13 protein-coding genes are annotated in these 20108 nt (G+C 41.0%); 7 read left to right on the top strand and 6 right to left on the bottom strand.

Annotated elements, in window-relative coordinates; all coding sequences use genetic code 11:
• The first annotated feature begins 14 nt into the window (after nucleotides 1-14).
• Nucleotides 15-1988, top strand: coding sequence for a RagB/SusD family nutrient uptake outer membrane protein (locus HH214_RS15820; protein WP_169609226.1), 1974 nt, complete (start codon nucleotides 15-17; stop codon nucleotides 1986-1988).
• Between the two features lie 81 nt (nucleotides 1989-2069).
• On the opposite strand, the gene HH214_RS15815 is transcribed toward HH214_RS15820, so the two are convergent.
• From HH214_RS15815 to galB, 3 genes are all read right to left on the bottom strand, one after another.
• Complete coding sequence (locus HH214_RS15815; RefSeq protein WP_211166237.1) at nucleotides 2070-4334, bottom strand: TonB-dependent receptor; 2265 nt, start codon at nucleotides 4332-4334, stop codon at nucleotides 2070-2072.
• 166 nt (nucleotides 4335-4500) lie between these two features.
• A complete protein-coding gene (locus tag HH214_RS15810) occupies nucleotides 4501-6132 on the bottom strand; it encodes an ATP-binding protein (RefSeq protein WP_169609224.1) in 1632 nt (543 codons plus the stop codon).
• A 232-nt stretch (nucleotides 6133-6364) separates the two neighbouring features.
• Nucleotides 6365-9043, bottom strand: coding sequence for a beta-galactosidase GalB (gene galB / locus HH214_RS15805; RefSeq protein ID WP_248282117.1), 2679 nt, complete (start codon nucleotides 9041-9043; stop codon nucleotides 6365-6367).
• Between the two features lie 258 nt (nucleotides 9044-9301).
• Here galB and HH214_RS15800 point away from each other — a divergent pair, with 258 nt between their 5' ends.
• Nucleotides 9302-10978 (top strand): glycoside hydrolase family 43 protein, encoded by a 1677-nt coding sequence (locus HH214_RS15800; RefSeq protein WP_169609222.1) that lies wholly within the window; start codon nucleotides 9302-9304, stop codon nucleotides 10976-10978.
• A gap of 39 nt (nucleotides 10979-11017) precedes the next feature.
• On the opposite strand, the gene HH214_RS15795 is transcribed toward HH214_RS15800, so the two are convergent.
• The 3 genes from HH214_RS15795 to HH214_RS15785 form a co-directional block, all read right to left on the bottom strand.
• The gene (locus HH214_RS15795) at nucleotides 11018-11929 is read right to left on the bottom strand and encodes a helix-turn-helix domain-containing protein (protein ID WP_169609220.1); all 912 of its coding nucleotides are present in this window, start codon (nucleotides 11927-11929) and stop codon (nucleotides 11018-11020) included.
• Nucleotides 11930-12043: 114 nt separating this feature from the next.
• The gene (locus HH214_RS15790) at nucleotides 12044-12859 is read right to left on the bottom strand and encodes an SDR family oxidoreductase (RefSeq protein WP_169609218.1); all 816 of its coding nucleotides are present in this window, start codon (nucleotides 12857-12859) and stop codon (nucleotides 12044-12046) included.
• 199 nt (nucleotides 12860-13058) lie between these two features.
• A complete protein-coding gene (locus HH214_RS15785) occupies nucleotides 13059-13445 on the bottom strand; it encodes a winged helix-turn-helix transcriptional regulator (protein WP_248282116.1) in 387 nt (128 codons plus the stop codon).
• A 225-nt stretch (nucleotides 13446-13670) separates the two neighbouring features.
• Between HH214_RS15785 and HH214_RS15780 the strand changes: the two genes are divergently transcribed.
• From HH214_RS15780 to HH214_RS15760, 5 genes are all read left to right on the top strand, one after another.
• Nucleotides 13671-14273 carry an FMN-dependent NADH-azoreductase gene (locus HH214_RS15780; protein ID WP_169609214.1) on the top strand — a complete coding sequence of 201 codons (603 nt, stop codon included), beginning with the start codon at nucleotides 13671-13673 and terminating at the stop codon, nucleotides 14271-14273.
• A gap of 459 nt (nucleotides 14274-14732) precedes the next feature.
• The gene (locus HH214_RS15775) at nucleotides 14733-17375 is read left to right on the top strand and encodes a glycoside hydrolase family 31 protein (RefSeq protein ID WP_169609212.1); all 2643 of its coding nucleotides are present in this window, start codon (nucleotides 14733-14735) and stop codon (nucleotides 17373-17375) included.
• 207 nt (nucleotides 17376-17582) lie between these two features.
• Nucleotides 17583-18473 carry a helix-turn-helix domain-containing protein gene (locus HH214_RS15770; protein ID WP_169609210.1) on the top strand — a complete coding sequence of 297 codons (891 nt, stop codon included), beginning with the start codon at nucleotides 17583-17585 and terminating at the stop codon, nucleotides 18471-18473.
• 52 nt (nucleotides 18474-18525) lie between these two features.
• Entirely contained in the window at nucleotides 18526-19077 is a 552-nt protein-coding gene (locus tag HH214_RS15765; protein WP_169609208.1) for a YbhB/YbcL family Raf kinase inhibitor-like protein, read from the top strand.
• Nucleotides 19078-19079: 2 nt separating this feature from the next.
• The gene (locus HH214_RS15760; protein ID WP_169609207.1) at nucleotides 19080-19754 is read left to right on the top strand and encodes a class I SAM-dependent methyltransferase; all 675 of its coding nucleotides are present in this window, start codon (nucleotides 19080-19082) and stop codon (nucleotides 19752-19754) included.
• Nucleotides 19755-20108 lie beyond the last annotated feature (354 nt).

Below are 20108 nucleotides of genomic sequence, written 5' to 3'. Positions count from 1 at the left end.
TATAAGCAATTATTATGAAACAAATATCAAAACTTATATATAGTGCCGCTGCTGCAACTTGCCTGATGGTGGCACCTACCTCCTGCAAAAAAAGCTTTTTGGATGAGAACCAAATCACCAAACTAACTACGCAGAACTTTCAAACCGCCAGCGGACTGGATGGCTTATCCATCGGCATGTATCAAAGCTTGCGCTTCCACTTTAACTATGAGTGGGCTTATTCAACCACCAACTATGGCACAGATGAATTTGACGTTGGTGGCGACCGTACCGAGCAGATGTTTAACTCTTACGATGCCAACTTAACGTCACAAAACGGTGATGTATCATCAGTGTGGGATAACATGTATGAGAATATTAATTCTGCCAATATCATGATTCAGAACGTGCCACAGTATTATGGAGGCGGTGCTAATGCCAACACCCGTTTGGGTGAAGGTTACTTTATGCGGGCATTCGATTACTTTAAGCTGGTAAAGCAATTTGGTGGTGTACCTTTAAAACTAGTGCCTTCTACTAATATTGAAGAAGAGTTTACCCGTGCAACTGCACAAGCAACTTGTGACCAGATTGTACAGGACTTTACCCAGGCTTACAATTTATTACCCGCTACTGTATCTGAAACCGGGCGGCTGACTAAATGGGCGGCTGCTCACTTTTTGGCTAAAGTGTACTTATACCGAGCTAGTGAAATTAACAGCGATTGGAACAGCAAGACCATGACCGATGATTTACAAAACGCTATTAAATATGCCGATTTGGTAATTAATACAGGCGGCTTTTCGCTGGCAACAAACTTTAGCGATTTATGGAACTTCACGACTGTTGATGGTTCTAATGAAACCAATAAAGAAATCATTTTGGCTGCACAGTTTTCCAACAATACGGCAACGCAAGGGCGTTATGGCAACCAGGTACACTTGTATTATCCTTCCATATATCAAAACCTGCCTGGTATGCAGCGCGACATTCCAGGTGACCGTGAGTTTCAACGCTTGCGCACTACTGATTATGCAATAGATGTATATGACCGTGTGAATGACTCCCGGTTCTGGAAAAGCTTTAAAACCAGATACCTGTGCAACAAGCCCTCTTCTGCCCCAACCTGGACGGCTACAACTGCACCCAACGCCAGCTTAGTAGGCAAAGCTAAATTTGCTGGCGGCGAAGAATCTATTTTGTATATTGTTAATGGTGCTGGTGATAGCCGCTATACCTCATCGAACATTGCCCTGCGTGCACCTTCTATGTACGTACGTTACTTTGCCGGACAAGCCGAGAATATGTTAGGCGGACATGGCAACTATGGCACCAGCCAATATGTAGCGCTATCAAAATTCATGGATGGTTCGCGTAATGCGGTAGCTTCCCAGTTCGGTCAGCGCGATGGCATTCTGGCCCGTTTGGCTGAAACTTACCTAATTGCAGCTGAGGCTTATGGTCGCTTGGGCCAATACGGCAGTGCCATTCCATACCTGAACAAAGTTCGTGATCGCGCAGCATACAAAGCAGGCGAAGACCGCTCGGCTTACGTAGATGGTGGTATAGCTTACAAAAATAACACGGCTGCCAATACGGCTCAGTATGTATCTTACTCGGATAAGAATACTTATTTTGAATCGAACAACATACCGGTTACTACAACTAGTACCCTAAGCAGTATGCACCTGAACAGTGAAGCCGACATTTTTAATTCGAACACAGAATTTTATACTAAAGTTGGTGCTGCATCTCAGTCAGATAAGTTTATCGCTTTCATCTTAAATGAACGCTCCAGAGAACTGATGGGTGAACTAATGCGCTGGGAAGATTTATCGCGCACTAAAACGCTGTTAGCACGTGCTACAGCTTTTAATGATGAGGCTAAACCTATTATACCTAAACATTTACTACGCCCTATTCCGCAAACTTATTTGGACGGTGTTAAACAAAACGGCTCCATACTAACAGGAGCGCAAAAAACGGCAGTACAAAATCCTGGCTGGTAAAAAATTAACAAAAAAAGCTGTTCTCAGGAACAGCTTTTTTTATCATTAGAACTCTTTTAAAGAATCATCAACCTAAGCGAATTATTTGAAAAAGTAGCTAATATGCCCAACGGCAAAAAACTTGGTACCTGCGGTAAACGCAATACCATCAACCGCCTGCTGGTTTTTCAGGCGGGTTACGGTTTCAAACTGTGTTTCTTTCCATTTCACGTTGAACAGGTTATTAATGGTTAACCCGATTTCATACTTACGCTTGGTATAGTTCAGCACTAAATCGTTTACAAAATAGCCTTCTGCTTTCAAGCTGTAATCTTCATTAGCCGGTCTATCCCTTAGCCAGCGATAACGAAAACTTCCGTTAAAGCCATCTTTAAAAATGTACGTTATACCGCCGGTACTACTCCATACAGGCGCTAACGGGATGTAATTAGCCCCTTTCGGATCATCAATGGCTCTACCATGTGCATAATTTAAATCAGCATCAAAGTAAATGGTTTTCACCGGCTGGTAACGTGCTGAAAGGTCGAACCCAATACGGCGGGTACGGCCACTAAAATCTACCGTTCCACCATCACCTGCATACACGTATTCTTTTTGCAGATAGCTGTACCAAACCGCGGCATTTAGTAACAGATTATTTATGGGTTTTAATACGGTACCTAAATCAGTACCGTAAGCTGCGGGTAAAGTTTGTAAACCTTTTTCGGCCACCACAACACGAGTATCGTTCGAGTGAAAGCCTTTACCTAAAAACCAGTAAAACTGGGCCTTGTTACTGGCTTGATAGTTCAATTTCAGCTTAGGGCTGATGATATTATTGTTAGCCTTGTAAATTCCGGCACCGTTTAAAGTACTATCAGATGCCAGCTTGTTATTGTATTTATAATAAAACTGATCGAAACGCAAACCGGCGTTTACAGTAAAGCGATTGGTCAGCTGAAACGTTTCATTCAGGTAAGCACCAGCATTCAGTTCAGTTATATCGCCCAACTTGATTGGGTCAACCAGCGTATATCGGTTAACCGTATGTGAAAGTTCAGAATTCGTAGTAGCGTCTAATCGGGCATTTAGTCCAGCTTCGGTGGTTAGCTTATGATTGCCAATATAACTTTCATGCAGGTAGCTACCATTATAGCCATACAGGTTCCGAGCTTCGCGCTGGCGTATCTCATCGCCGTTTACGGTATCTACCAGGTAAAAAGTAAAATTGGTATGTAAATCAAACTTGTAACGTGAGTAGTATAGTTGGTTTTTAATTAAATCATGATTGGGCAGTGTGGTTATTAGTTGTGCATTCAGGTTAGTACGTGAGGTAATACCACCTTCATTGGGGTTTAATGCGCCGTAAAAACCTACGCTACCATCATTAACCGCACTTTCAGGTATCTGGCCCGATGCGTTCCACTTACTGTACAGGGTTGAGGCTGATAGAGTAAGCCAGTTGTTAGCATTAAGTTTGCCATGATATTTTGTAAAGAAGTTGAAGCGCTGAAAATGCTGCGGATTGTCAAAGTAACTATTGCTGTAGCGGTATTCAGAGGCGGCATACCAGGATTGGTTATTAGCCTTAGCTTTATCACTTAACAAGTTGACCATGCCTAACACACGGTAGGTATTGTACTGTCCTGCCTCTAACTTAATCATGTTGGTATTTAAGGCATCAGCAGTATGAAAATCTACAAAACCAGTTACGGCCAAGTCGCCTTTCTGGGCATTGTACATTCCTTTTTCGTAAACTGTATTTTCAATAGTTCCCGGAATGATGAAGTGGCTGTCGGCATAGCCTTGCCCGTGTGCTTGTGATACCATGTTGATAGGCATCCCATCTACACTCATGTTAATATCCGTACCATGATCGTTATCAAAGCCTCGTAAAAAAATCTGCTCAGCCTTCCCGCCACCTTGGTGCTGACCGATAAACAAACCGGGCACAATGCGTAAGACTTCCTGTGAATTTGAAACCCCACGCAACTTAATATCAGTTTCGCTAATGGCTTTGTAAGGGTTTGTATTGCCAGCTGCAATAATCACATCGGCCAGTTGGGTATTATGCTGTGCGAGGTAAATGGTTTGTCCGCTTTTAAATTCAGCCAGGCGAATAGATGCTTTTGAATAACCAACCGCCGAAAATGTAATTACACGTGCCGATGCCGGCAGGTTCCTGAACGAAAATCGTCCGCCTTCATCGGTGACATCGGTTCGATTGCCAGGGTCAACAATTACGGTAACCCCATGAATAGGGCTATGCGTTAAATTATCTGCTATAAAACCAGCAACCTGACTTTGTGAGAAACCTGCTTTAGTGATTAGCAGTAAAAGAAATAATGATAAAAGTTTATTCAACATCAATTAGGCTAATGAGCCGGTAAAACTAACCAATGTAGAGTAGAATTTGCAAAATGTATCGATTAGTGAGCCTAATACCAGGGTAAATACCGGCTTTTAACTCGAATATCACATAAATGTTCCCTACTAAAACCTTGGTGCATTTACCTAATTTCATTTAAGCTGACTAAGATAGTGGCAGCGTAAACCAGAAAGTACTGCCTTCACTTAATTGACTATCTACACCAATTTCTCCACCATGTTTCCGAATAATCTCGGCACAGATGTATAGTCCCAAGCCAAGCCCAGAGAATTGTATACCACTATAATCGGCACGGTAGTAGCGGTCAAACAAGTGCGGTATCGTATCCGGATCGATGCCCGGGCCTTTGTCTGCTACAGATACTTTAACCCTATTTTTTTCACGGCCAACAGTAATACATATCTCTTTAGAATCAGGAGCATACTTAACCGCATTGTTAACCAAATTAACTACAACTTGGTCAATCTGTTGCTCATCGGCATATATCTTCAAATTTAGGTCTCCCTGCAAAACAATTTCATGTTTACCAGCTGTACGAATATGATGACAACAGTCAGTAATCATATCAGCAATGGTAAATTCTACTTTACGCAGATGGAGTTGCCCCTCAGAAATGCGGGTGCTGTTAAGTAAATCTTTAATCAAGCTGTTCAGCTTCTTTAAACTTTTATTAGCCTGATTGATAAGTTTACTTATTACTGCCGGTTTAGGATTATCAATCATCCGCTCCATGAGTTGCATAGATGCCGTAAGGCTGGTTACCGGAGTTTTAAGTTCATGACTGGCTACCGAGATAAACTCATCTTTTTGTTGCATAACTCGGCGCCTGTTGGTTACATCCATAAAGGTTGCGATACCGCCGGTGATTTTTCCGGTGTTTTGATCAATAATTGGTGCCGCGTTAATAGATAGATAAAACACTTCACCTTCTTGAGGTTTTACGCCAATCTCGTAATCATAAACTGCCATACCCGTATTTAGCATAATGCTCATCGGATGATCTTCCTTAGGCAGAGGCGTACCGTCTAATCGTACATTTTGCCATTTAGCATCATAGTAGGTTCGTTTATTGATTTCGCTTTGCGACAAACCCAGTATACGTTGGGCCATAGCGTTCGAGTATGTTAAACAGCCATCCAGATCAATTATACCTACCCCTTCGGCCATGGTATCTAGTATATTTTGGAAGCGTTGTTCACTGGCAGCAAGTTTTTTGTACGATTCTGCAAGCTCATTATTAGCCCGAGCTTGTTTTTCTGCCTCTCGTAAATTGGTTAATCGCAATTCAATCTGCTCCATTACTACAGCCGCCATGCGCTTCAACACTTTTTCCTCTTGCGGGTTAAATAATCTTGGCTGCGTATCTATAACGCAAATAGTTCCAATAAAATAACCATCGTGTGTAATTAGCGGCGCTCCTGCATAAAAGCGCAAACCAAATGAACCATGCACCAAAGGGTTATGATCAAATAATGGATCTTGCAGCGCATTTTCAATTATCGTACACTCAGAATTTACTATAGCTAATGCACAAACACAATGGCCCCTGCTACCGCAGCGCACGTCTCCCATGCCTACTGTGGCTTTGTAAAATACCTGTTCGGCATCTACTAAAGATATGAGTGCCACCGGTACCTGAAATAGTTCGGCCGCTAGTTCTACAACTTTATCAAAAGCTCTTTCAGTAGGTGTATCCAGTATGCGATATCGTTGAAGTGCTGCTAAACGTTCTTGATCATTATCCGGAATGATATCCATTCCAAATGTGTTTTCCATTATATTATAATTGACCAGCAAAGCCCAGAAATTTTTAGGCTACGCGTTATTGGTACCTATAACGTAATTTAATAAAATCAGTTACTTAAGAGTTAATATTAAAGCTAGATCAACTTTACTCTCCAACTAAAATACAGCGTTTATAAGGTCAAACACTCATCAACTAAAATGTCATACATCAAATTATCTATCCAAGTCAATCAGCCCTGGTATTACCAGATGTTGTAGTTTCTTACTTACTTTCAATAACTATTTGGCCAGATAACATGCCGCTTTGTGCCTTAACCCGGATAGTTCCGGATGTGCCTGGTTTAGCCTTTATAATAACCAAAGCTAACCCGTTGAAAGCATCACGTTCTTTTGAACTGAAAGATACCAGATCTGCCGCATCGCCATTATCAGTCGCTATTATCTCAGCTAGTCCGGCAACATCAAACTTAATGTGATTATTAGCTTCGGGCACTAGTGTGCCTTTACTATCTAGTACTCGGAGCGTAATAAAGCATAAATCCTTTCCATCGGCAGTTATAACTTTTTTGCTTGCTGTTAGTTCAAGTGCAGCTGCTTTACCTGCTGTTTTTACCCTATCTGTTGCCCAAGGCTTGTGGTTCTTGTAAGTAATAACTTTTAGTTCTCCGGGCTCGTACATCACACTATCCCATCGGAAGCGGCATTCGTAAGGCAACCGGTTTTTTCGGCCTAACGATTTACCATTTAAAAACAACTCTGCTTCATTACCTGATGAGTAAACATGAACCGGCGTTATCTTACCTATACGGTCGGGCCAAGTCCAGTGCGGCAGAATATGCGCTACAGGAAAATCAGGCCGCCAGCGCGATTGGTAAAGGTAAAATCTGTCTTTTTTGAATCCTGCCAAATCAATAATACCGGAGTAAGAACTACGCGCAGTATAGTAAGGCGTAGGCTCGCCCAAGTAATCCCATCCCGACCAAACAAATTCGCCCGCTACATAAGGATACTTATCTTGTGTGGCAAATACTTTATCTGGAGAAGAACCGAAAGGTGCTGAATACAAATCATAGGCACTTACATATTTTCTTTTCTCATCTCCTCCATTCCCCTCTGCAACTGGGGCACTTGTACCTTCAAATACCGGGAACAGATAGGTGCCGCGGCTACTTAAGGCCGATGCCGTTTCACTGCTAAAAATCATTTTATCCGGAAACTGCTTTTGAAAAGTTGGATACAGAGGTGAGGTTTTAATGCCCTTTAAATACGCATAAGCGGGTGCATCACGGATGCCCTCCCCTTGGTAATTCAAACTTATTAAATCCATTACTTGCGGAAAAGTCATATCGGGCTTGGCGTAATTCATGGAAGCAGTGGCTGTTCGTGTTGCATCTTCTTCTTTTACGATATCATACAACTGTTTAGCCAGCGCAGCACCAGCTTCTGATGTGTACTGTTCTCCCACTTCATTCCCGAAGCTCCAGGCTATAACTGATGGATGATTCCGGTCTCTCCGGATAAATGCTCTCAAATCAGGCTCATGCCATTCTGGAAAAATCAGGTGAAAATCCAATGGCGTTTTTCCTCGCTCCCAGCAATCGAAAATCTCATCAATCACCAGAAACCCCATACGATCAGTAAGCTCCAATAACTCAGGTGCAGGCGGGTTATGTGCCAGGCGGATGGCATTACACCCCATGTCGCGCAGCATTTCTAATTGTCGTTGGGCTGCACTTACATTGAAGGCAGCGCCTAAGGCTCCCAAATCATGATGTTGGTTTACGCCTTGAATGCGTATAGGTTTACCATTTACCAATAACCCTTTAATGGAGTCAAACATGATTGAACGAATACCAAAGCGGGTTTCATATTCATCAACACAATGGCCATTTTGGTACAAGCGGGTAATTGCTATGTAGCGATGCGAGTTTTGTGAGGGAATAGGCTCCCATAATAAAGGATTTTTTATCGTTACTGATTGATTTATTTTCAGTTTAGTTTGTGCAGGCAGCACAGTAACGGCATCCGGAAAAACGGTTACCCTCTCTCCTGCTTTTTCAAGCTTGTCGTTTAAAACGTAAATTTCTGTAACTGTTTTAATGCGCTGAGCAGTACGAGATCTATTCTCCAAATCAACATCCAAATCAACCTTAGCTGATGAAGCAGAAACGTTGCTGGTACGAACGTAAGTGCCCCATTGCCTCACATGTACAGGTTGCACTTTGGTTAACCATACATTCCGGTAAATACCGGCACCTGGGTACCAGCGGGAAGAATTAGCCGGATTATCCAGCCTAATGGCTAATTGATTATCGGCTCCATACCTGAGATATGGGGTAAGATCGAGCCGGAAGGAATTGTAGCCATAAGGCCAGCCCCCAACCAGATTTCCATTCAACCAAACCATAGCGTATGACATGGCACCGTCAATGTCCAGGTATATAGATTTCCCTTTATCAGCCTTGGCAATATTCAGTTTTTTGCGGTACCACGCTACCCCTTGAACCGGCAAGCGCCCCATACCACCGCCTACAATAGCATTGGCTTCTTTGTAAAAAGGTTCATGAATAGCCCAATCATGCGGCAGATCGATTTTTCGCCATTGTGTGTCATTAAAGCTACTTTGTACGAAAGCAAAATCACTACCCGGATTACCTGCCGGACGAATATGCCGATTTGCCGGATTGTTAATGAAATCATTTGCACTAGGTAATATCCAAGCTTTTAACCCATGTCTTGACGCCGCAACTCCTCCGGTTTCAGAAGCTCTGGTATCAGCCACAATATCATCATTATGGTTATACGTTTTGGGGCGTTCATCATAAATCAGATGATCAGGCTCACCTGAGTAACGCATAAATCGCCAGCCTTTGTTGATGTTAATGCGCTCACGAGGTGAAGGTTTGATACTTGCTGTTTCAGCAAAAAGCCCGATTTGCATTGTACACATCAGAAAGAGAATAAATATAAATACCCGTTTATTGTGTATTGAACGAACGTTGAAGATGTTAAAATGAAGGTTCATGCAGGTAGGTTTAATACCACACTAAAGTTAACCATATCTCTGAAGTAGCTGCCAATAAAAAGAACTTCATCTCTGTTTAGGTGAAAAACTTCTCTAAAATACAATCGATTGTATTTTCTACTATGAAGTAACTTAATAATTAGCTAGTTTTAATACCTGTTTAAATCATTATTCATGCCTATTAAAAAACTTTCCTTTCTGCTGGTTATTATTTGGTGCTGCACTTTACCAACTTGGGCGCAATCTACCCGGTTGGTGAATCCTATACTGGCAGGTTTTTACCCGGACCCCAGCATTTTAAAAGTGGGGAAAGATTATTATCTTATTAACTCCACGTTTGCTTACTTTCCAGGCATTCCAATATTTCACAGTAAAGATTTGAAGAATTGGAAGCAGATTGGTAATGTGATTGACCGCCCTACACAAATGAACTTTATGGGAGACCGTATGACTCGTGGCCTCTTTGCACCTGCCATAAGCTATCATAACGGTATTTACTACATAACGTGCACGCTTATAGACCATAAAGGCAACTTCGTAGTCACTGCTAAAAACCCGACTGGCCCCTGGAGTGACCCAGTTTGGCTGCCAAGTGTTAGCGGCATTGATCCATCGTTGTTTTTTGATGATAACAAAGCTTATCTGGTTTATAACAGCGATGCTCCTGATAACAAGCCTTTGTACTCGGGCCATCGTACCATTAAAATTTACGAATTTGACCCTGTAAAAATGCAGATGATGGGCGAACCTCAAATTGTAGTAAACGGAGGCGTTGACATTAGCAAAAAACCGGTGTGGATAGAAGGGCCGCACATTATAAAAGCCAACAACTGGTACTATTTGTATGCAGCCGAAGGTGGCACTTCGGTTAACCACTCCGAAGTAGTGTTTCGCAGCCGTTCCGTTACCGGGCTGTATGTACCGTACGAACATAACCCTATTTTAACGCAACGCAGTTTGCCTCCCGAACGACCTAACCCGATTACTTCAGCAGGCCATGCCCAATTTGTGGAAGGGCCAGATGGCAAAACTTACGCCGTCTTTTTGGCGGTAAGGCCTTATGCTGATGATTACTATAATACGGGGCGGGAAACCTTTATTGCTCCGGTAAAGTGGACGAATGATTGGCCCATTATTAATGCTGATTTCAAAGAAGTACGGTACACCTACACAGCACCTTATCAAGAAGTAAAGCAGCAAAACACTCTTCCGCAAAGTGGAAATTTTAGCTATACGCTTAATTTTAAAAACGGGATAGATCCTTCACTTCTATTTCTAAGAACTTATGACTCCAGTTGGTTGAAAACAGATGCTCATGGCCTAACTATGAAATTAAAGCCAGAAACTTGCATGGATTTTGGCAATGCGGCTTTTGTAGGCAAGCGTCAGCAACACTTAATTTGTTCTGCCAGTACCGAACTAAACTTTGTAGCTGCTAATGACCATGAAAAAGCCGGTATGCTAATTTTTCAGGATGAAAAGCATTTTTACTACATCTGCAAATCAATTGCTGATGGTAAGCCGGTCATGCAGCTTTATCAAAGTAACAGCCAATCGGCAGGTAACATGAATTTACTTGCCCAGGCACCGCTCAAGGGTACCGGTGCAAAAGTGTATCTGCAAATTAAAGCTTCGGGAGCGCAATACAGCTTCTATTACAGCGAGCAGCCCAATAACTGGCAGTTGCTAAAAGATGGCATAGACGGCAAGTTTTTGAGCACGCATGAAGCTGGCGGATTTATTGGCTGTTTGTTTGCCTTGTATGCTACCTCATCCGGCATGGCCTCTACCAGCACAGCTAACTACCCTTGGCTACGTTATGAAGGGAATGATGTAGTTTATAAACAGTAAACTCAAGTAGTCCGCAATGCCCTATTTTGCTCAAATGTTTCAATTCATGTTTCTAAACTCAACAGGTGTTTTACCAGTTTTTTGCTTGAAGAGCTTATTAAAGTATTGCGGATATTCAAACCCTAATGAGTAGGCTATTTCACCAATCGATTTATTGGTGCTTAACAGGATGTTCTTCGCTTCTTCAATCAAATAAAAGTGTATGTGATCCTGAGTGTTTTTGCCGGTTTCTTTTTTGAGTAAATCGCTCAGGTAACTTGGTGATAGATGCACCTGGTCGGCCAAATATTTTACTGTTGGCAGGCTTTTCTCGCTGATGTAGTTCCCTTTAAAATATTCGTTCAAAGCTTTTTCAACTTGAACTACAACAGCGTGATTGGAACTTTTTCTGGTAATGAACTGCCTGCCATAAAACCGGGAGCAGTAATTTAAAAGCAGTTCAATGTTAGAAACCAGAATGGCTTGACTATGAATGTCGATATTCTCTTGTAATTCCGCTTCAATCTTGAGTACACAATCATATAAAATCTGTTTTTCCTTTTCTGACAGATGAAGTGCTTCTGCAATCTCGTAAGTAAAAAAGCTGTAATCCTTCATGCTATTATTTAAAGCCGTAGGTCTGATTAAATCCGGGTGAAAAAACAAACCCCATCCCAGCATATCTAATGATTCTTCAACATCATTATCCATTTCAATCACCTGGTTAGGCGCCATACACACCAGACTACCGTTTTGAAAATCTATCAGCTGACGTCCATACTTAATCTTGTTCTTGTGGTAATTTTTGAACAGGATACTATAAAAATCGGTTGTGAGTTTTACACCATCACTTATGCAGGTGTTTACTTTGCCAAAATCTACTACGGCAACTAAGGGATGTTGAACAGTGATTCCCTCATCAAATATTTTGCATAAATCGGGTATGCTATTTAATTGGATAAACTCGCTCATAGGTTAGGTCAACTTTTAGTATTGTTTGATCTCTGGTGTAAATATGCCTTTTTTTATAAAAAGTTATGGAAGTCATTAGTGTCATAATGCTTCCATAACTTTTACATTTTTTAGTTACAAACCAAATTGTGATTTTAAACCTTCCAGATAGGCCTCATCATCTAACTGTTTGCGAGTGATTAACATAGCCTTAGCATCCTCACCAGCAGCATATCTTAACTGTGAAGTGCCGTCGGTAGCTGCCTGGTAAATTACATCAGCAATGGTACTTGCGGGCGATGCATTCTGAAACATTTGCTGTGTGCCGGCTAGTACCTTTTGTATCAAGGGTTGATATTCTGTAAGCGTTTCATCAACATGAAGATCAAAAGAACGGCCAGTAAAATCAGTAGCAATAGCGCCGGGTTCTACAATTTTTACTTTACCGCCAAACTGCTCCACTTCAAAGCTTAAGGCTTCGGAGATACCTTCCACGGCAAATTTAGTTCCGTGGTACAAAGCGCCCAGCGGCATAGTAATTTTACCACCCATAGAGGAAACATTGATAATGATACCGTTTTTGTTTTGACGAAAATGAGGAAGCACTGCTTGTGTAACCGCTATTAACCCGATCACGTTGGTATTAAACTGCCGATGTACTTTTTCCAGTGGAAAAGATTCTAAAGGGCCATAAGCGCCATACCCTGCGTTGTTAACCAACACATCTATCTGACCAAACTTTTCAATACCTGCATTTACCGCGTTTTGGATAGATGTTGCCTCCAGCACATCCAACCGGGTAACGAACACGTTATTCAATATGGTTAACTCAGCTTCATTTTCAGGGTTGCGCATGGTGGCAATAACGTTCCAGCCTTTTTGTTGAAATAGTTTGGCAGTTTCTTTTCCCAAACCGCTACTTGCACCAGTAATTAAAATTGTCTTTTTCATATTCTTTTGTTTTTAATTATGGTGTAAAGGTCTTGTTAAAAGCATAGGTGCAGATAACACGAATGCAGGGTTGTTGTATACTTTTTACGGATTCTAAAGATTAAGCCTACAATAAAGCTTTTAGAACGTCTTTTATTTGATTCCTTTGGTGAATATTAATACGGATACAAAAACATTTTAAAAGCTACATGCAATAGTGTTAGCGGCTCTCAGGCTGGCTTCTCATACTCTTCTTAATCTTTTCCCGGTGCTGCTCACCCCACAAACTTAATTCACGCAACACATTTTTTAAGGTCCGGCTATGTTCAGTTGCTTCATAAATGATGGTAACGGGTGTGGTTGCATATACATGGCGCTTAACAAATTCATTTAGCTCTAAATCTTTTAACTCTTTAGCCAATATTTTTGGAGAGATGCCTTTAACTTCATGCTGAATTTCGTTAAATCGTTTTGGCGATTGTACCAAACTCAATATTAATGGTAATCGCCACTTGCCGCCAAGTACATACAATGCGTCAAGCACGTTGCCAAGCGAACTGGCACACTCTTCCTTGTCGGGAATGGTGTCCAAATCATGAATCATCATTGTCATACTCAAAGCTACGCACTTTCCTGAAAGTAAGCGCTTTCCTTTAGGTAAGTACTATCTTTTCAATAGTTAGCACAAATACCTTTGCCTGTATGAATTGCGAGAGCGAACAGGCTGTTTAGGTTGAGCTTTAAACATTATATCTACCCTAAACACCCGCTGCAAAACATGCATCAATGCTCCCGCCATCTCAAAAGCTAATCACATTTAATTAAAACTTTTATGAAACGTATTCTTCATTTAATTTCCAGCATTCAGGGAAATGAGTCTTACAGTCTTAAACTTAGCAAAGCCATTATTGAAAAGGTGATCGAAAAATATCCGGGCAGCACCGTTGAAGAAGTAAACTTGAACCAGCTAGATATTCCGCATTTGAACCCCACCATTCTACAATCCATGTTTACGCCCGGCGACCAATTGTCTACCGAAGCTAAGGAGTCCATACGCTACTCGAATGAGGCAGTAAAACAATTGATGGATTCAGAAATTTTGGTTATCGGTGCCCCCTTTTATAACTTTACTATCCCTACTACACTGAAAGCCTGGATTGACCATATCACCAGAGCCGGAATTACCTTTGGCTATAACGAGAATGGTCCGATTGGGATGGTTACCGGTAAGAAAGTGTATGTGGCTATGGCTTCCGGCGGCATCTATTCAAAAGGACCTGCACAAGGTAACGACTTTGTAGCGCCTTACCTGAAAGCCTACCTCGGTTTTTTAGGCATGACCGACCTGACTATTTTTCGTGCAGAAGGTGTTAAAGTTGCGGGGGTGAAAGAGCATGCACTTGAAAAAGGCATCGCAAGCATACATATTGATTAGTTATACATTACTTAAACTGTCCATTCAACTATCCTTTTTGTATTAAGGTCAACTACGTTGTCTGGTTGATAAAACATAAACCGCCTACAATGTTATTGTAGGCGGTTTTACTATTTCATACACTTAACCATGCACCTTACAAACTACTTTATAAAAGTTTTCAGGTAATTAACGATACCTGCAGCATCGTACGTGGCCGTTAGCTCAACTTTGTACCAGTTGAACGTTGTGGATAGCATAATTAAAGCAAAGAAATTATATAAACGATTGCGCTATCGCGAATTGTAGCAGGTATTGCAACTAAAAAGTTTGTCTTTGCAAATATTTGTTATTGCTTTGCCAAGCATTAGCGCTATTGTACAAATAGCTTAATTTGTTACGTAAGCATTGCCTGCTTAGGGAAAAGTTCATTATCAATTTTTTAATTGATTTAACTATTCAAGATCATTATCAATAAATATGTTTCACACGGCCATCACTCAAAAATTACTATCAAAAGCTGCATTCGTTTTATTTCTATTTATTCAGCTATCTATTACCGTTTTAGCTCAAATTGGCGTACAGCCCAAAGCAAACCCTAAAGCAGTAATACAAGAAGGACATGTTCGTTTCACAATACTTACGCCTCGCCTTATCCGTATGGAATGGACGAATAGCGGAACGTTTATAGACAACTCTACTTTTATTGTTGTTAACCGAAACTTGCCTGTACCCCATTTTACATCCACCACACGTAACGGGCTGCTGATCATAAAAACCGATGAACTTGAACTTCAATATAAGCAAGGTTCTGGAAAATTTACAGATCAAAACCTTTCCGTGAAAGCTTTGGATGCTCGGCATTCTTTCACCTGGACACCCGGATTAAAGCAAAAAGGAAATCTTAAAGGCACCTACAGAACCTTGGATAATTATGATGGCGACGAACAAATTTATAGTAAGAAGAAGATTGAGTTGGAAGATGGCTTACTTTCAACCGATGGCTGGAGTTTAATTGATGATTCTAAAAGCCTGCTTTTTGACCATAGTGACTGGCCTTGGGTAGAGCAACGACCGGCAAGCGACTACCAAGATTTTTACTTTTTAGGTTACGGACGGCAATACAAAAAAGCATTATTTGATTACATGCAAATTGCAGGTAAAGTTCCACTGCCACCCCGCTATGCTTTTGGCTATTGGTGGTCAAGATACTGGAGCTATTCTGATAATGAAGTACGCGGTGTAGTTGGCAACTTTGAGCAGCATAAATTACCGCTGGATGTGTTCGTTGTGGATATGGACTGGCACTATACGGATAGCCTAAGAGCGAAAGACGATGTATTTGGACAACCCAAAGGTTGGACAGGCTGGACATGGAATAAGAGACTGTTTCCAGATCCTGACCAGTTTTTACATTGGATGAAAGAAAAAGAATTGAAAGTAACCCTTAACCTTCATCCGGCTTCAGGTATTGCGCACTTTGAAGAACCTTACCAAAGAGCAGCTAAATACTTAAATTTTGATACGACCAGTAAAGCTAACATTCCATTTGCAGGGTCTGACAAGAAGTTTATGCAAGCTTTGTTTAACACCGTGTTGCACCCAATGCAGAAAAAAGGCATTAGCTTTTGGTGGCTGGACTGGCAACAATGGCCTTATGACAAGCAGATAAAAAACTTAAACAATACCTGGTGGCTGAACTATGCTTTTTTTACAGACATGGAACGTAATTCATCTGCACGCCCTATGTTATACCATCGCTGGGGTGGTTTAGGGAATCACCGGTACCAAATTGGCTTTTCCGGAGATGCAGTTATTTCCTGGAAATCATTAGCGTTTCAACCTTATTTCACCAGTAGTGCTTCAAACGTATTATATGGTTACTGGAGCCATGATATTGGTGGGCATCAGTTCGGCCCCGGCTCAGACAGAACGCTTAACCCTGAATTATATGTACGCTGGATGCAGTTTGGTGCTTTAAGCCCTATATTCAGAACCCATTCATCAAAAAATGCAGCACTGAACAAAGAGGCCTGGAACTTTCAAGGCGAGTATTACGATGCCTTAAGTAGTGCTATTCATTTACGATATCAATTGGCGCCTTATGTTTATACCATGGCCAGAAAAACTTATGACACAGGTATATCGCTTTGCAGGCCCTTATATTACGACTATCCAGAAACTAAAGATGCTTATGAGAATCCATCAGAATACATGTTTGGTGACGATTTGCTGATAGCTCCTATTGTAAGCCCCATGGAAAACGGCATAGCTAAAAAGAAAGTTTGGCTCCCAGCAGGAAATGATTGGTTTGAGTGGCATACAGGCACGTTGCTCAAAGGTGGTCAGTACGCTGACCGGGCGTTTGGTTTAGAAGAGTACCCCATTTTTGTAAAAGCAGGTACGGTAATGCCAACCTACCCTTCTGTTAAAAACCTTAGCCATGATCCGGAACAATGTATTATTGACATATTCCCGGGTGCAGATGGCTCGACGGAAATTTATGAAGATGGTGGAGATAGCAAGGATTACGCAAATGCCTATGCTTTTACCAAAGTAACTTCCAAGCACCTACCCGGGCGCGTGCACAAAGTGGTAATCATGCCCCGCAAAGGCAAGTACACCAATATGCCACTAAGCAGAACTTATACTGTGCGCTTGTATGGTGCAGAAATGCCAGAATACATAACCGTAAATGGTACCAAGCTTAATTACGCTAGTGAACCCAATGAGAAAGCATGGAATTATAATGGCAAAGAACTATCGGTAAATATTCCATTAGCTAAAGCCAACTGCGCACAGATGCAAGAAGTTGCTGTTTATTACAGCAAAACATATAGCGTTAACGTAAATACCGGATTGGTAAGAAAGTTTAGGCAGCTCACCAAAGGAATAACCGCATTGAAGTTTAAGGATGCCGATATTATTTTACCCGAGGTTGTTGGTAAGTGCGAAGAAACCAACCTTCGACTACAGTATTATCCATCTCAATTTTACAAGACTTTAAATTATTTCAATCAGAATTACACTGATATTCCTAATGCTGTTGAGAAAGCAACAAATGAAAATAATGCAAATTGGTTTCGGGATTATTTCAAAACAAATATGGCAGAGAAACAATAGGCTCCACAACATTATATTCAGGAACTGAATGAAGTTATTAAAATAACATCTTCGGTTTACAAGGATTTGATAGACTAAGAAGGGCAAGAACTGGTAAACCAGGCTTGCCCTTTTTAATGCATTTAACTTAAGCAGCTTTAGAACCTTTTTGTGAAATATACAATTTATTAGCAGGATTAAGTGAATAACAATTTATAGAATTGCATTATGCTTACTGTAAACGTTCCTGACTCTTTACATACCTGCAGCCAAATCAATAACGAAGATATTTCATTCGTACATTATCGGGAAGCATCCCCTGCAGGGAGAAACTTGATCTCTTTTGAAAGCTGCGCTATCAGTTTTATCCTTAGTGGGCAAAAAGAGTTTTTTCGGGAATCGGCAAGTACGCTGGTGCAGGCAGGTGAAGGAATCATCATTCCGCAAGGAAATGCTATCATCTCTGAACGCAGGCTACAGGCAACTGAATACACCAGCTTGGTTATATTTTTCCCCCTTAAAATTGCTAAAGACTTTATATGGTCATCTCCGGTTAAATTATCTGGTACAACCGGCTGCTCTTCCGCACTTAAAGCAAACAACGGCTTTTTGCCTTTTAAGGTAACGTCTTATCTAAGCTTATACATTAAAAACATTATTACTCTTATAGAACAAAAAGCTGAACTTACTTATCCGGTAATGTTACATAAACTACAGGAACTATTTCTTGTACTTGCGGAAATGCACCCGGACACTTTTTTCGACCTGTGGAATGTAGCGCAGGATGCATCGGAAATACATTTACGTAGAGTTGTTGAAAGTAATATATCTAAGGGGTTTACACTTACAGAGCTGGCTTTTCTGACCAATCGTAGCCTGGCCACTTTTAAGCGGGACTTTGAAAAAGCATATGGTACTTCGCCTGGAAAATACCTGTTAAAACGAAAAATGGAAATAGCCAGCCATGCTTTACATAGTGGCAAAAGCCCTGCTGAAACCGCAATGGAAACTGGGTACGAAAACATTTCCAACTTTACTGCGGCGTTTAAAAAACACACTGGCTATACGCCTAAAGAATACCAAAGCATCAACTTTCAAACTGAGCCGTTAGCAATATAAAATGAGCTGAAAGCAGTCGTTCTTTGAAGCAGGTATTGACCAGTTTTGCCGTATGAAAACTGCAAGATTTTTACTACTGCTGTGCTGGGTAATTGGTTTATCTTCAACATTGCAAGCACAAACATTTACACTTCAAAGCCCGGATATACAGGGGCAATTCACAACAGGTTATTTGTCTAATACATTTGGTTGTCAGGGCGGCAATACCTCACCCGCCTTAAAGTGGAGTACACCGCCTGCAAAAACCCTAAGCTATGCCTTAACTATGTTTGATCCGGATGCGCCTACAGGTAGCGGATGGTGGCATTGGGTAGTATTTGACATCCCTGCTTCAGCAACAGGCTTACCCAAAAATGCGGGTAACGTGTCCCATCACTTATTACCGGAAGGCAGTGTGCAAAGTATTACAGACTTTGGTATTCCGGGTTATGGTGGTCTGTGCCCACCTGAAGGAGACCGGCCACATGGTTATATTATTACCCTTTATGCCCTTGATACAATCAAGTTAGGCTTAGATTCAAAAGCAACACCGGCACTGGTAGGCTTTATGCTCAACAAGCATGTGGTAGCCAAAACTTCATTAATAGTTTATAGTAAAAGATAATTATGACCAATTCACTAAAAGAACAATTCGATCAGGTTTCTAAAAAATACGATGCCCAGCGGCCTCAGCTGATTCCTTGCTTTAATGATTTCTATACAATTTGCCTGCCCCTCATTGAGGAGCTACCTTCTCTAAAAACTGTTTTAGACATTGGCGCAGGTACCGGATTATTTACACAATTTATTTATCAGAAACGGCCTGATCTGCACTTTACACTTATTGATATATCTGGAGAGATGCTGGCTGTTGCCAAAGAACGCTTTGCAGGTGCTAATAATGTATCGTTCCATGAACTTGATTTTTCCAAAGGAACTATTGAACAAAAATATGATTTGATTATATCTTCACTGGCCATTCATCACTTAGAGGATAGCTTGAAAGAAGCTCTGTATCAAAATATTTATAACGACTTAAATCCAGGTGGAATTTTCATCAATGCTGACCAAGTGAAAGGAAGAACATCCTGGTTTGATAATTACTATAAAATGCAATGGCAGGAAACTATTTCAAAATCAGGTTTAGACGAAACGGCAATCAACAGCGCACTAGAACGTATTAAGCTTGACAAATTTGGGTACTTAGATTTGCAATTAAGTATGTTGGATAAGATAGGCTTTCTGGAAGTAGACTGTATTTATAAGCACAATAACTTTGTAGTTTTCGCAGGATTAAAGTAATGAAAAACGTAAATTCTGATTAGAATCAATACCTTTTTGGGTTAACCATTAGCTTAGCATTTCAAAGTTAAATTCCATTTCTTTTTTATCAATATACAAAAAATTACTCTAAAAAAGAAAAGCCTCCTAACACTCGCTGTCGGGAGGCTTTCAACCTAAACCTTATCACAATAACAGACCGGTAGGTCTGTATGCTGCGAATCTACATCGTTATATTGGTTTGTACAAATCACTAATATTAATGCCCTATAACTGACGTTGATATGATAAGTAGTAATAATAGCTATCATCCACCTTTTCAACTAATTAAAGTTAGCGGTAAACCAATAAAATTTTAAATAGCACATAATCTAT

The organism is Mucilaginibacter robiniae (genome assembly GCF_012849215.1).
Lineage (GTDB): Bacteria > Bacteroidota > Bacteroidia > Sphingobacteriales > Sphingobacteriaceae > Mucilaginibacter > Mucilaginibacter robiniae.
The sequence above is the reverse complement of the archived record's forward strand: the minus strand, read 5'-3'. Positions and strand labels throughout refer to the sequence as shown.

Coding starts and splice junctions, on each gene's coding strand:
- HH214_RS15760 (WP_169609207.1), top strand. CDS start 19,080: ATGACCAATTCACTAAAAGAACAATTCGATCAGGTTTCTAAAAAATAC.
- galB (WP_248282117.1), bottom strand. CDS start 9,043: ATGCAAATCGGGCTTTTTGCTGAAACAGCAAGTATCAAACCTTCACCT.
- HH214_RS15765 (WP_169609208.1), top strand. CDS start 18,526: ATGAAAACTGCAAGATTTTTACTACTGCTGTGCTGGGTAATTGGTTTA.
- HH214_RS15790 (WP_169609218.1), bottom strand. CDS start 12,859: ATGAAAAAGACAATTTTAATTACTGGTGCAAGTAGCGGTTTGGGAAAA.
- HH214_RS15775 (WP_169609212.1), top strand. CDS start 14,733: ATGTTTCACACGGCCATCACTCAAAAATTACTATCAAAAGCTGCATTC.
- HH214_RS15780 (WP_169609214.1), top strand. CDS start 13,671: ATGAAACGTATTCTTCATTTAATTTCCAGCATTCAGGGAAATGAGTCT.
- HH214_RS15820 (WP_169609226.1), top strand. CDS start 15: ATGAAACAAATATCAAAACTTATATATAGTGCCGCTGCTGCAACTTGC.
- HH214_RS15800 (WP_169609222.1), top strand. CDS start 9,302: ATGCCTATTAAAAAACTTTCCTTTCTGCTGGTTATTATTTGGTGCTGC.
- HH214_RS15815 (WP_211166237.1), bottom strand. CDS start 4,334: ATGTTGAATAAACTTTTATCATTATTTCTTTTACTGCTAATCACTAAA.
- HH214_RS15785 (WP_248282116.1), bottom strand. CDS start 13,445: ATGATGATTCATGATTTGGACACCATTCCCGACAAGGAAGAGTGTGCC.
- HH214_RS15770 (WP_169609210.1), top strand. CDS start 17,583: ATGCTTACTGTAAACGTTCCTGACTCTTTACATACCTGCAGCCAAATC.
- HH214_RS15795 (WP_169609220.1), bottom strand. CDS start 11,929: ATGAGCGAGTTTATCCAATTAAATAGCATACCCGATTTATGCAAAATA.
- HH214_RS15810 (WP_169609224.1), bottom strand. CDS start 6,132: ATGGAAAACACATTTGGAATGGATATCATTCCGGATAATGATCAAGAA.